The organism is Bradyrhizobium sp. CSA112, assembly GCF_029051645.1.
GTDB lineage: Bacteria > Pseudomonadota > Alphaproteobacteria > Rhizobiales > Xanthobacteraceae > Bradyrhizobium.
In genome coordinates, this window is record NZ_JAACFS010000133.1 from 1 (window position 1) to 500 (window position 500).

Annotated in this window: 1 pseudogene; it reads right to left on the reverse strand. The window is 70.8% G+C overall.

Annotated elements, in window-relative coordinates:
- Positions 1 to 500 (reverse strand): annotated as a pseudogene (locus GWE18_RS42005) (chemotaxis protein CheR); the annotation flags it as partial.

The following is a 500-nucleotide window of genomic DNA, read 5'->3' on the forward strand; positions in this document are numbered from 1 at the left end:
CAGATCCGCACGCCATCGGTCGCCGCACGCGCGTCGAATAGTTTCGGGATGATCTGGGTGGCCAGCGCCTCGAAGGCGGCGGTGTCGCGGAAGAAGTTCGTCACGCCGATCAGCAGGTCCCGGAACAGCACCCCGACCTCGGCCGGGTCGGCCCGCAGCAGCTTGAGGTAGGCGTCCGGCCCGGCCGCGCCGACCACGCTGATGCGCCGCTGCAGCCGGCGCACGAAGGTGCTGGGCTTGTACCCCGAGAAGTCGTGGCCGACCTGGCGGCGGAGGATGGCGAAGATCTCGGTGAGCTGCTCAGCGTCAGGCTCCCGCGGGACCACGTCGACCTGCGCATCCGGCGCGGCAGCGAGGTACGAAGCGACGTGCGCCGCGATCCGGCCGCCCATCAGTTCGGCCATCTCGCCAAAATCGACGAAGCCGGTCCGCAGCGAGCTGAGCGGCATGTCGGCGGTCTCGGGGCCGTCGCCATCCGCGGTCTGGGCCAGGGTCAGGCC